The sequence below is a fragment of the Streptococcus chosunensis genome, from assembly GCF_003626515.1.
Lineage (GTDB): Bacteria > Bacillota > Bacilli > Lactobacillales > Streptococcaceae > Streptococcus > Streptococcus chosunensis.
This window is the reverse complement of record NZ_RBCK01000001.1, coordinates 298,446-311,548: the sequence shown is the minus strand read 5'-3', so window position 1 is coordinate 311,548 and position 13,103 is coordinate 298,446. Positions and strand designations below refer to the sequence as shown.

General features: G+C 41.6%; 9 protein-coding genes and 1 pseudogene. 2 read left to right on the top strand and 8 right to left on the bottom strand.

Going from position 1 to position 13,103, the window contains the following annotated elements; genetic code table 11:
• Positions 1 to 16: 16 nt before the first annotated feature.
• Genes D7D54_RS01490 through D7D54_RS01480 form a run of 3 tightly spaced genes read right to left on the bottom strand, consistent with a single transcriptional unit; the run spans position 17 to position 2,698 of the window.
• The gene (locus D7D54_RS01490; RefSeq protein WP_120718658.1) at positions 17 to 871 is read right to left on the bottom strand and encodes a shikimate dehydrogenase; all 855 of its coding nucleotides are present in this window, start codon (positions 869 to 871) and stop codon (positions 17 to 19) included.
• Positions 861 to 1,538 (bottom strand): type I 3-dehydroquinate dehydratase, encoded by a 678-nt coding sequence (aroD, locus tag D7D54_RS01485; RefSeq protein WP_000767765.1) that lies wholly within the window; start codon positions 1,536 to 1,538, stop codon positions 861 to 863. Before aroD ends, D7D54_RS01490 begins: the two co-directional genes overlap by 11 nt.
• Positions 1,535 to 2,698, bottom strand: coding sequence for a class I SAM-dependent rRNA methyltransferase (locus D7D54_RS01480; RefSeq protein WP_162496582.1), 1,164 nt, complete (start codon positions 2,696 to 2,698; stop codon positions 1,535 to 1,537). The genes aroD and D7D54_RS01480 overlap by 4 nt, the downstream gene beginning before the upstream one ends.
• A gap of 150 nt (positions 2,699 to 2,848) precedes the next feature.
• Here D7D54_RS01480 and D7D54_RS01475 point away from each other — a divergent pair, with 150 nt between their 5' ends.
• The gene (locus tag D7D54_RS01475; protein WP_162496595.1) at positions 2,849 to 4,966 is read left to right on the top strand and encodes an LTA synthase family protein; all 2,118 of its coding nucleotides are present in this window, start codon (positions 2,849 to 2,851) and stop codon (positions 4,964 to 4,966) included.
• 67 nt (positions 4,967 to 5,033) lie between these two features.
• Here the strand turns inward: D7D54_RS01475 and D7D54_RS01470 are convergent, their stop codons facing one another.
• Positions 5,034 to 6,668, bottom strand: a complete 1,635-nt coding sequence (locus D7D54_RS01470) for a hypothetical protein (protein ID WP_120718656.1) — start codon at positions 6,666 to 6,668, stop codon at positions 5,034 to 5,036.
• Positions 6,649 to 7,398 carry an ABC transporter ATP-binding protein gene (locus D7D54_RS01465; RefSeq protein WP_120718655.1) on the bottom strand — a complete coding sequence of 250 codons (750 nt, stop codon included), beginning with the start codon at positions 7,396 to 7,398 and terminating at the stop codon, positions 6,649 to 6,651. Before D7D54_RS01465 ends, D7D54_RS01470 begins: the two co-directional genes overlap by 20 nt.
• A gap of 177 nt (positions 7,399 to 7,575) precedes the next feature.
• Between D7D54_RS01465 and D7D54_RS01460 the strand changes: the two genes are divergently transcribed.
• Positions 7,576 to 9,030 carry an alpha-amylase gene (locus D7D54_RS01460; RefSeq protein ID WP_120718654.1) on the top strand — a complete coding sequence of 485 codons (1,455 nt, stop codon included), beginning with the start codon at positions 7,576 to 7,578 and terminating at the stop codon, positions 9,028 to 9,030.
• 333 nt (positions 9,031 to 9,363) lie between these two features.
• On the opposite strand, the gene alaS is transcribed toward D7D54_RS01460, so the two are convergent.
• From alaS to D7D54_RS09600, 3 genes and pseudogenes are all read right to left on the bottom strand, one after another.
• On the bottom strand, positions 9,364 to 11,982 hold the full coding sequence (alaS, locus tag D7D54_RS01450; protein WP_120718652.1) for an alanine--tRNA ligase: 2,619 nt from the start codon (positions 11,980 to 11,982) through the stop codon (positions 9,364 to 9,366).
• Between the two features lie 20 nt (positions 11,983 to 12,002).
• Positions 12,003 to 12,488 (bottom strand): annotated as a pseudogene (locus D7D54_RS01445) (LURP-one-related/scramblase family protein).
• A 273-nt stretch (positions 12,489 to 12,761) separates the two neighbouring features.
• A complete protein-coding gene (locus D7D54_RS09600; RefSeq protein ID WP_049493341.1) occupies positions 12,762 to 13,013 on the bottom strand; it encodes a hypothetical protein in 252 nt (83 codons plus the stop codon).
• Positions 13,014 to 13,103 lie beyond the last annotated feature (90 nt).

Here is a 13,103-nt window from a genome sequence, read left to right as displayed (position 1 = left end):
GAGAATCTCCTTTTCTTTATTGGTATTTTTCTGTTAAGGACTGCCAAATCTCTTCCGTCGGCATCTCCTTGCCTATCCACAGTTGAAAAGCTTCTGCAGCTTGATAAAGCAACATTCCCAGACCATTGACCGCTGGATTGCCCTGACTTTTAGCCCATTTCAAAAATGGTGTTTCAAAGGGTTGGTAAATGATATCTGCTACTAAGAGAGTTTCTGGTAAGACTAAGTTTTCAGGAACTGGAGAGGATTGGCCATCCATGCCCACACTGGTGGCATTAACCAGCAAATCCGACTCAGCAATCCTTGCTTGCAGTTCAGAAACATCTTCTAAAGCATATAGGTTCACTTTAAAGCCTGTCTGCTCCTGTAACTTGTCTAGGTAAGGTCTTGTCTTTTCCATCGAAACCGAACGAACAAAGAGCGAAATCTGGCTAACGCCATCCAAAATAGCTTGTGCCATAATTGACTTGGCCGCACCACCTGCACCCAGCAGGGTCATCTTCTTACCTGTAATTGTAAAAGAAGGCAAGCTCTTAAAAAATCCCTTGCCATCTGTATTATATCCAATTAAATTGCCATTCTCATTGACAACCGTATTGACCGCACCGATCAAGCGCGCTTCGTCACTCAGCTCATCCAAATAAGGAATCACTAGCTCCTTATAGGGCATAGACAGATTGATGCCAAACATCTGGTAGCGACGAATATTAGCCACTGTTTCTGCCAAATCACCCGCTTCAATCTCCCAAGCCACATAAGCACCGTTGGTAGCTGTCGCCTCAAAGGCCCTATTGTGAATAAAGGGGGAAATAGAATGTTTTATAGGATTTGCAACAACGGCAGCTAAACGTGTATAGCCATCAAGCTTCATCCAAAATCTCCCTGATTTTTTTCATGTTAGCTAGAGAAATCTGACCTGGTGCACTGGCCTCATCTAGACTTGCAAAGGACCAGCTAGAACCAGTCACATCCGCAGTGATACGAGAAACCTTGCCCACCTTACCCATAGAAATAGTTACATACTCCTGCTCAGGATTGAGGGTTTTAAAACCTCGTGTATAGTTCATCAAGTCTAGCACATCCTGCTCTGTATGAGCCATCACTGCAACCTTAACAAGTTTTGGATTTAAGCTCGTCAACTCTGACAAGATTTCCATCATATTTTCAGGTGTTTCTTGAAAATTATGATAACTCAAAACGAGATTTGGGAAGTCCAACATTTCCTCAAAAACATCCTTGTAGCTATAGTACTCAAAATCAATATAGTCTGGTTGATAGAGTTGCGCCACTTCCTTGATTAGATGGATATATTCTTCTGGAGAAAGGTCGATTTCTCCCCCTTCAGAGCGAGTTCGCAGCGTGAAAACCAACTCCCGACCTGCGAATTTTTCAAAAATCGCTGGAGCCACCTGCAAAATCGCTTCTTTAGGCAGATAGTCGGCACGCCATTCAATGATGTCTGCATCCAGGTACCTCGTGGCGTCCAGAGCCTGGGCCTCCTCTAAACTTCTTGGCATTACTGAAACGATTAATTTCATTTACTAACCTTCATACTAATCACCTTGAGGTAATTACTACTTTCATCTTTTTTATTATAGGCAAAATCTGCTGGAAGACCGTATTTGTTTAAAATCTGGTAACTTCTTCCTGCAAAGCCTTTATCAATTTGTTCTGTAAATTTCTGGCGGGATACATTGGCAGCATTGGTACTGGCAATGATAATCCCTTCCGAATTTAAAATCTCAAGACTCTGGGAAATCAACTTGTGATAATCCTTGGCCACAGAGAACGTTTGTTTTTTGTTCCGAGCAAAGCTAGGCGGATCTAGGACAATCACATCATAAGTCAAGCCTTTTCGTTTGGCATACTTGAAATATTCAAAGACATCCATGACTATAAAACGATGGTCGTCGGTGCTGATTCCATTTGCCTGAAAATGCGCTTCCGACAATTCTCGTGAACGTTTAGCTAGGTCAACAGAAGTTGTCTGGCTAGCTCCTCCCATGGCCGCAGCCACTGAAAAGGCTGCTGTGTAGGAAAACATGTTGAGCAAGGATTTACCCATAGCCAAGCCATCAACTAGACTACCACGAACCTCGTGCTGATCTAGGAAAATCCCTGTCATCAAGCCATCATTCATAAAGACTTGATAGAGGACACCATTTTCCAAAACAGTGAAGAAGTCAGGTGCTTCTTGACCATAAACATGGGCAGATTCATAGTCTAATCCCTTAAAGCGGATCTTCTCATAGGTCCCTAACACCTCAGGAAAAACCTGTCTAAAGGCTTCTGAGATAACCTTGCGAATCTGATAAACATAAGAGTTATACCAAGAAAAGACAGCATAGTCGCCATAAAGGTCCACTGTCAGACCACCAAAGCCATCTCCCTCTTGATTAAAAAGACGAAAGGCAGTTGTCAAATCATCTTGATAGTAGGCTTTCCTCTTTTCTTTAGCTTGTCTAAAGAGTGTTTCAAAGAAAGCTTGATTAAAGGTAATCTTATCTGTGCTAACAAACCAGCCCAAACCCTTGTTTTGCTGAGAAAGGTAGGCAGTCCCAAGAAAGTTTCCATCTTGACTATGGACTTCTACTTCCTGATTCTTGAGATAAACATCTGCAAGATCACTAGATTCTAGTAAAACAAGCCCCTTGGAAAGCTTTTTTTCAACCCTTTTGCTGACTCTTATTTTATTCATAGTCACTATTATAGCAAATTTTGTGACAATTCTCAAAAAAGAAACTACCCTTGCTTTTTTACTCTAGTTTTAAAAAATGGTATAATATATAGTAATAAAAACTTAGGAAGTAATTGTGTGAGAATCAATTTTAACAAAATCCAAAAAACCATGGGTACCAGACTGGGTTTTGTCCTAACCCTCTTAATCCTCTATTGGCTTAAAACCTTATTAGCCTATACCGTTGACTTTAATTTAGATATTCAATTGGGCAAGTTGCAGGGAAATTACCTTGCCTTTATCGCCTTTTTCAACCCCCTTCCTTTGGGCCTCCTCTTGCTAGCTCTAGCCCTCTATGCTCGGTCAACCAAGATTTTTTATAGTATTAGTATAGCTATTTATAGCCTTTTGTTCATTTGGCTTTATTCCAATATCTTTTACTATCGAGAATTTAGTGACTTTATCACGGCCAATACCATGAAAGTGGTCAGCAAGGTGTCTGTTGGTACTGCCGAACTAGAGTTACTGCGCTTTTGGGATTTCATCTATTTTATGGATTTCCCATTGCTGGCTTATCTTCTCTATAAGAAGCTCATCCAGCTGGATAGGAGACCTTTCAAATTCCGCTCCAGTGTTGCTATCACTGCTCTCTCAGCCCTGCTCTTTTCTGCTAATCTTTTCTTGGCTGAAATCGAACGTCCCGATCTCCTATCGCGAGGATTTTCTAATTATTATATTGTTCGTGCCCTTAGTTTGCCAGCCTTTTTAGGTTATAGTGCCAACCAATCCTATAGCGCCAACAAAGAACGTGCCAAGGCCTCTGAGACCGACCTGCAACCCATTACAGATTATGTCCAAGAACATTCGGCTAAGCCTAATCCAGACTATTCTGGCCTTGCCAAAGGGAAAAATGTGATTTATCTCCACTTGGAGAGTTTTCAGCAGTTCCTATTGGACTATAAACTCAACATAGATGGAACTGAGCATGAAGTCACTCCCTTCCTTAATTCACTCTACCATTCGCAATCAACCCTAGCCTTTTCGAATATCTTTAACCAAGTCAAGGCTGGTAAGACCTCAGATGCGGAAACCATGCTGGAGACTGGTTTGTTTGGACTTGACCAAGGTTCCTTCATGGTCAACTATGGAGGTACCAATACCCAGCAGGCTGCGCCTTTTATCCTATCGAAAAATGGCTACCAATCAAGTGCAGTCTTTCACGGTAATATCGGGACCTTCTGGAACCGAAATACAACCTACAAACAATGGGGCTACCAATACTTCTTTGATGCTTCCTATTTTACCAAGCAAGACAGTAGCAATTCTTTCCAATATGGTTTAAATGATAAAATCATGATGAAAGATTCTATCCAATATCTAGAGCACTTGCAGCAGCCTTTTTATGCCAAGTATATCACGGTGTCCAATCACTATCCCTATGCTAGCAATCTGACAGGCAATGAGCTTGGTTTCCCACTGGCCAAAACCAAAGATGAAACGATCAATGGCTACTTCCAAACGGCTAACTATCTGGATAGTGCTATTAAGTCCTTCTTTGACTATCTCAAAGAAAGTGGCCTCTATGAAAAATCCATCATTGTCATCTACGGAGACCATTATGGAATTTCTAACTCCCGCAATCCTGACCTGGCTCCCTTGATTGGCAAGACTTCTGAGAACTGGTCGAATTACGACAATGCCATGTTGCAACGAGTGCCTTTTATGGTGGTCATGCCTGGCTATGAAAAAGGACAAATCATCAATACATACGGTGGACAAATCGATATCTTACCGACTCTCGAACACCTCCTTGGTATTGAGTCCAATTCCTTCCTTCAAGTTGGACAAGATCTACTATCACCAGATCATCAAGAAATCGTTGCCTTTCGGACTGCCAATTCCTTCGTCACACCCAAATATACCAGCTACGACGGACGAACTTACTATACTGAAAGTGGTCTTGAAATCAGCAATCTTGATGAACAAGCTCAAACTGAACTAGAACTCGTTCGGCAGGCAGCCAGCCAACAGCTAAAAATCAGCGACCAGATTCAAACTGGCGATTTGATACGTTTCTATCAAAAAGATCATCTTGGAACAGTTGATACAGAAAGTATTTCTTACCTCAATTCTTTACCAATTCTTCAAAAGATTGAGCAGGAAAAAGGAAGTCAATCAACTAGTCTCTTTAGCCAACGACAAGCTAAAACCAGTACTGATCTTTTCAAGGCACCAAGTTACCAAGAACTCCATCCAGAGTCTGCAGAAACTGAATCAAAATCACAATAAAAAATGCTCTTCCATCTTGGAGGAGCATTTCTTTTTATAAAATTTATCAAGCAAACGACCAACTATCTCATCTTTTTTCTACCTCTACCAATATGCGTGATAGGTAGTAATGATAGCCAAAAACAGCAAGACCAAGCAGAAGGATAAGAGCTCCTACTCCCAAGCTGATGGCAAGGATAGGGGAGAGAGACCGAACCAAGAATAAGCTCACAATGACTGAAATCAACAAGATCAAACAATAAATTAAGAGTAAAACTATTGCTACTATACGATTTGAACGGTTCACCAGGTCCGTAATGCTACTCCAATTGGTTGATAGATTTTTCACGTCCTTAAGGTAATGGTGGCAAGAAAGGATGACACTGGCAAGGACCCATGTCGCAAGAAGGTAAATCATCGAGAGGATGGGCAATCCTAAATAAAGAGAAAGACCAAGTAAAGTCAGAACTGGTAAAAAGGACTGGACAGCAAAGATAATCCAAAATTTCACTTTCACATAACGAGCAAAATCAAAGGGTAAACTCTTCAGAAAATCAACATTTTCCCTCTCTAAGGACAAGGCAATTGAATGCAGGCTGGTAATATTGTTATTGACAACTGCTATAAACAATCCTATAAAAAACAAGGGTAACCAGTATGGAGGATGAATGTCTGGGACTAACTGAGAATCTCGGATTTTGGAAATCAGACCAATCATCATGAGATAAGGAAGGAAAGCACTTGTAAAAAGCACTGTAACCACGCCAGTTCCCTGTCCCAAGAGGGTGAGGTGGTAGCGTAAAACCATGCGGAAAAATCCCTTTTTAGTAGTTGAAATTCTCTCCTTGCTGCGACGTTCTTTCTTGACCTTCTCCTCACTGTTAAGCAGAATCACGTCATAAAAACGAGGAAAAACCTTCTTTTTGCTCAAGTAAAGCAAGAAGAGAGTTAGTCCTATCCAAGCGAGCAGACCCAGGATTGCTTCTGTCGAAAAAGGCTCCACTGCTATTTTGTAAAAGATATGAAGAGGATAAAGGAGAAATGGAATGTCTCTAACTTTGTCAACAATACGTCCAGAAGTCGACTGTAGAAAGAAGACAAATATTAAAGGTATGAGAACTCCTATCCCAATCATCACATTCGAAAAAATAGACTGATACTTTCTGAAGACCGTAGTCTGAGCCAAAAAATGTACTGCCACTACCATCACTAAAGTAACAGAGACAAATAATAGGGCCAAGGACAGCAGCATCAAAGGCAAGCCCAGCCACAGAGAAGGAGCTAGCCTAATGTAGAGGACTAGAAAATAAGCTAGGATTGGTACAATTCCAGGCAGAGCTGGCAAGAGGACAGACAGTCCTTTAGCGATTATAATCTCTGATTCTTTAAAGGCATAGGGTCTATACGATACCAAATCCTTACTCTCATAAAAGACATTGTAAAATGCAGTGAAAGAAGTTGAAAAGGCAAGCACCAGTAAAATAGCAACCATGCTACTAAAAAAACTTGGCATTTCCTCAAAAGGAAAACGAAAGGCTATATTTATAAACATGAAAAGCATCAAGAGACTAGAAAAAATGTAAGAACTTAGGACTCTAGCGGAAACATTTACTTTTTTTCCAGGATTTTTAGCTTGCTTCTTTCGTAGGTTAGCCAGATTAGCTTCTTGAGATGAATAGAGGATATTGATATCAACTAATTTTTTAATGACTTTGAGACGCATCTGAAATCTCCTCTTTTCTACCAGCAAGGCTAAGGTAGATACTTTCTAAAGACTGGTCTGGATGGTCTTTTCTCAAGTCCTCTACGCTACCACAATAAATCAAATGCCCCTTTTTCAAAATGGCAATCCGATCACAGACTTGCTCTGCCACCTCTAGGACATGAGTTGAAAACAAGACCGTCTTGCCTTTTTGCGCATGCTCCTTCATCATTTGCTTCAAATCAAAGGCAGCCTGGGGATCCAAACCTGTCAAGGGTTCGTCCAAGACCCAAATATCGGGATCGGACAAGAGTGCTCCGATGACAAAGACTTTCTGACGCATTCCGTGAGAAAGGGTTTCAATAACCTGATAGCGGTTTTCAGCAAAATCAAAAACACTCAATAGCCTAGCTAGACTAGACTCCAAATCAGAGCTAGTCAGATCATAGGATGAAGCAATCAATTCCCAAAATTCATTGGCCGTTAAGCGCAAGAATAAGTCAGGCGAGTCTGCTACGTAGCCAATCTTTCGTTTAATAGCCAAGCGATTTTCCGATAACTCCTGACCGTCTACCAAAATACGACCACTGCTGGGCGAAATGATACTGACTAGAGACTTTATGGTGGTCGATTTTCCAGCACCATTATGGCCAATCAGACCCATAATCTCTCCATTTTCAATCTGCAAATTGAGATTGCTCAAGGCCTCTCTATCACCATATAACTTACTAACATTTTGAAATTCAATCATGGTTTGACTCCTAGCTTTATCTATGTATTTTACTATTATGATAGCACTTTCATTTTAAAAATCAACATTTTATATAAAATAGTCAAAAACTTATTATTCAGTTTTACGCAAACGATTGAGCTAACCGATACTTTATGATAGAATAAAGAACAAGATTGACAAGTAAGAGGAAACATCATGCAAAATCAAACACTCATGCAATACTTTGAATGGTATCTGCCCCACGACGGTCAGCACTGGACGCGTCTAGCTGAAGATGCTCCACACCTAGCTGATCTCGGTATCAGCCACGTCTGGATGCCACCAGCTTTCAAGGCTACCAATGAAAAAGATGTCGGCTATGGGGTCTATGACTTATTCGACCTAGGCGAGTTTAATCAAAAAGGAACTGTCCGCACCAAGTATGGTTTTAAAGAAGACTATCTTCAAGCCATTCAAGCCCTAAAAGCACAGGGAATTCAACCTATGGCCGATGTGGTGCTCAATCACAAGGCTGCTGCTGATCACATGGAAGCCTTTCAGGTTATTGAAGTAGATCCTGTAGACCGTACAGTTGAACTTGGGGAACCCTTCACCATCAATGGCTGGACTAGCTTTACCTTCGATGGTCGCCAAGATACCTACAATGACTTCCACTGGCACTGGTACCACTTCACCGGTACAGACTATGATGCCAAACGCCGAAAGTCTGGGATTTATCTCATCCAAGGGGACAACAAGGGGTGGGCAAATGAGGAATTGGTCGATAATGAAAACGGTAACTATGACTACCTCATGTATGCCGACCTAGACTTTAAACATCCTGAAGTCATCCAAAATATCTATGACTGGGCTGACTGGTTCATGGAAACGACTGGTGTAGCTGGTTTCCGCTTGGATGCCGTTAAACACATTGACTCTTTCTTCATGAGCAATTTTATCCGTGATATGAAGGAAAAATACGGTGAGGATTTCTATGTTTTTGGTGAATTCTGGAATCCTGACAAGGAAGCCAATCTAGACTATCTTGAAAAAACGGAAGAACGATTCGACCTTGTTGATGTTCGTCTCCACCAGAATCTCTTTGAAGCCAGTCAAGCTGGCGCAAACTATGACCTTCGTGGTATTTTCACAGATAGCTTGGTTGAACTCAAGCCTTACAAGGCTGTAACCTTTGTCGACAACCACGATACCCAACGTGGTCAGGCTCTTGAGTCTACTGTTGAAGAATGGTTTAAGCCAGCAGCCTATGCCCTCATTCTATTACGCCAAAATGGACTGCCATGTGTCTTTTACGGAGACTACTATGGGATTTCAGGGCAATATGCTCAACAAGATTTCAAAGAAGTCCTTGACCGCCTCCTAGCCATCCGAAAAGATTTGGCCTATGGAGAACAAAATGACTACTTTGATGATGCTAACTGTATCGGTTGGGTACGTTCAGGTGCTGAAAATCAATCCCCAATCGCAGTCTTGATTTCAAATGACCAAGAAAACAGCAAATCAATGTTTGTCGGCCAAGAATGGGCTAACCAAACCTTTGTAGATTTACTTGAAAACCACCAAGGTCAAGTTACAATTGATGAGGAAGGTTATGGACAATTCCCAGTCTCAGCTGCTTCGGTAAGTGTCTGGGCAGCCAATACAATCTAATACTCTTCAAACCAAGTCAACGTCGCCTTGCCGTACTCAAGTACAGCCTGCGGCTAGTTTCCTAGTTTGCTCTTTGATTTTCATTGAGTATAATAGCCAATGATAACCAGCCAGTTCCAAGCGGATTTGGCTTTTTTGCATTCACAAAAAAGACCTACCCAAATGGATAGATCTTTATTCTCAATGAAAATCAAAGAGCAAACTAGGACGCTAGCCTCAGGTTGCTCAAAGCACTGCTTTGAGGTTGTAGATAAGACTGACGAAGTCAGTCACATATAAAATCCAAGGTGAAGCTGACAATGTTTGAAGAGATTTTCGAAGAGTATTACTTGATTACAATTTACCTGCTACTGCATCCAACAATTCTTGGATCTTAGCTTGGTTGCTTCCTCCTGCCATGGCCATGTCTGGTTTACCACCACCACGTCCATCGACGATTGGTGCCAATTCTTTGACAAGGTTTCCTGCATGAAGGTCTTTTGTCTTGCTTGCTACAAGAACATTGACTTTATCACCGATAGCAGCAACTAGGACAAGAAGATCAGAGTAGTCTTTTTGTTTCCAGTTATCCGCAAAGGTACGAAGGGCACCTGCATCTGATACAGAAACTTGACTAGCAATGTAACGGTGACCATTGACTTCCTTCACATCCTTGAAGATATCGCCTGCAGCTGCAGCTGCGGCTTTTTCTTTCAACTCAGCATTTTCTTTTTGAAGTTGACGAAGTTGTTCTTGTAGTCCTTCTACCTTGTGAGGCACTTCCTTAACTTGAGGTGCTTTCAAGGTTGCTGCGACAGCTTTAAGAGCGTCTTCTTGTTCACGGTAGGCTTCAAAGGCTTCCTTACCAGTCACTGCCAAGATACGGCGAGTTCCTGATCCGATCCCTTCTTCTTTGACAATCTTGAAGAGACCAATCTCAGAAGTGTTGCCAACGTGAGTACCACCACAAAGCTCGATAGAGTAGTCACCGATTGTAACAACACGAACTTCCTTACCGTACTTCTCACCAAATAGGGCCATAGCTCCCATTTCTTTGGCAGTGTCAATATCCGTTTCAACTGTCTTCACTTCAAGAGCTTCCCAGATTTTCTCGTTGACTTGCTGTTCAATCGCACGCAATTCTTCAGCAGTTACAGCTTGGAAATGCGTAAAGTCAAAGCGTAGGAATTCAACTTCGTTAAGAGAACCTGCTTGTGTTGCGTGGTTTCCAAGGATATTGTGAAGGGCAGCGTGAAGCAAGTGAGTCGCAGTGTGGTTTTTCATGACACGGTGACGACGATTTGTATCGATTGCCAAGGTATATTCTTGGTTCAAGGCAAGCGGTGCATGGACTTCAACTGTATGAAGAGCTTGTCCGTTTGGTGCTTTTTGAACATTTGTCACAGTAGCCACGACCTTACCTGACTCATCCAAGATTTGTCCATGGTCAGCTACCTGTCCACCCATTTCAGCATAGAATGGCGTTTCCGCAAAGATAAGTGAGGCAGTTCCTTCTGATACAGCTTCTACTTCTGCATTGTCAGCCACGATAGCCACCAATTTAGAAGACAATTGGCTAGCATTGTAGTTGAAGACACTTTCCACTGTGATGTTTTGAAGGGTTTCATTTTGCATACCCATTGAGCCACCCTTGACAGCTGACGCACGCGCACGTTCTTGCTGTTCTTTCATGGCTGCTTCAAATCCTTCACGGTCAACAGTCATGCCAGCTTCTTCAGCGATTTCTTCAGTCAATTCAACTGGGAATCCATAAGTGTCATAAAGTTTGAATACATCTTGACCAGCAATGACAGATTGACCTTTTTCTTTCAAGTTTACTACGATACCTTGGGCAAAGTGTTGACCTGAGTGTAGGGTACGGGCAAATGACTCTTCCTCGCTCTTAACAATTTTCTCAATAAAGTCACGTTTTTCAAGCACTTCTGGATAGTAGCTTTCCATGATTTTTCCAACAGTTGGAACGAGTTTGTAAAGGAAAGGCTCGTTGATTCCCAATTTTTGACCATGCATAGAAGCACGACGGAGAAGACGGCGAAGGACATAACCACGACCTTCATTTCCTGGAAGGGCACCATCACCGATGGCAAATGACAATGAACGGATGTGGTCTGCGATGACCTTGAAGCTCATGTTGTCGCCATCTTGGTCGTAGACCTTACCAGACAATTTCTCCACTTCACGAATGATTGGCATGAAGAGGTCTGTTTCAAAGTTAGTCTTAGCACCTTGGATAACCGCTACCAAACGCTCCAAACCAGCGCCCGTATCAATGTTCTTGTGTGGCAATTCCTTGTATTCGCTACGAGGAACAGCAGGGTCTGCGTTAAATTGTGACAAAACGATGTTCCAGATTTCGATATAACGGTCGTTTTCAATATCTTCTGCAAGAAGGCGAAGACCGATATTTTCTGGGTCAAAAGCTTCTCCACGGTCAAAGAAAATCTCTGTATCTGGTCCAGAAGGTCCTGCACCGATTTCCCAGAAGTTGTCCTCAATAGGAATCAAGTGACTTGGATCCACTCCCACTTCAATCCAACGGTTGTATGAATCTTTATCATCTGGATAGTAGGTCATGTAAAGTTTTTCAGCTGGGAAGTCAAACCACTCAGGGCTTGTCAAAAGCTCATAAGCCCAAGTGATAGCTTCATCACGGAAGTAATCTCCGATAGAGAAGTTCCCCAACATTTCAAACATAGTATGGTGACGTGCAGTCTTTCCTACGTTCTCGATATCGTTGGTACGAATGGCTTTTTGGGCATTGGTAATACGTGGATTTTCAGGAATGATGGTTCCGTCAAAGTATTTCTTAAGGGTTGCTACCCCTGAGTTGATCCACAAAAGTGTTGGATCATTTACAGGAACCAAGCTCACTGATGGTTCTACAGAGTGACCTTTTGTCGCCCAGAAATCAAGCCACATTTGGCGTACTTGTGCACTAGATAGTTGTTTCATATTGTCTCCTTATTGCTTGTTTAATTTGATTGACTTTCCAGCATTTCCACATAGTCAATCGCGACACAGAGGGAAATGACTAGGTCTGCATAAGAGTCCTCAAGGACTGTTACGTTATAAGTAGAGGTCAGTTGGAAGAGTTCTTTCCTGATTTCCGCAATCAACTGATCGCGATCATCCAGTAGTTTGAAATTCAAATCCCAGATATTGCCCTCGATACGAAGACCTAGATTATCAAACTCATACTTATCTCGCCAGAAGGTTAACTTCTTGCGAATGACAAAACTCGAGCCATCCCGAAGCTGAATTTCAAAACGAGGAAGTAAGGTCAAGATTTCTTTACTGATCTAACTGACCTGTTCACCAGTCGCATCATAGATGGTAAAAGTTTTGGGAATCTTAAAAAATGATCCCTCCACCTGATAGGCGATTTCTCCCCTGTCATCCTTGATAGCGAAGCGTTCGCCTCCAAGACGAAACTTTTGTTTGACAAGAAATGTTTTCATCAACACCTCCAAAAATCAAAAGACAAGCTCATATCACGAAGGGCGAAAAACCGCGGTACCACCTTCATTCAATGAACTTGTCATTCTCTTGTTCTTATGCAATTGTATGATTGAGTAGCATGACTTTCTAGCTTAGATGGCTCGCAGCACCGCCATTTCTCTGGACTAAGACAAGTGAAAATCAATTCTCAACTTTCTTATTATATCGTTTTTTTAAGCTTGCGTCAACTGGAAATGATTCCTATTTAAATAACCCATTCCCTACATCTCAGATTACTTTTTCAGAATAAATTTTTTCTTACTGCTATCACTCTTTTTATCCCAACTTTTATTCCAAAGTTTTGAATTGTTAAAGACAGCTACGAAAATATTTGCAAATATAAAGAACCCTATCACCAAATGTATGGAATCAGTTGTTAGGTATTGTCGATCCAAACCATCCTTTAGAGAGAATAGTATAACAGTTTGCTGAACAGTCAAAAGGGCTGGCAAATAAAATTTTTTGAAAAAAGTAGATATTTTCATTCTTTGTTACCGCTTTCTGTAAGGTTAAACTTAGTATACTACTGGGAAAGAAAATAAGCAACTATCATAGAAAAAGATACCGTTACAAAA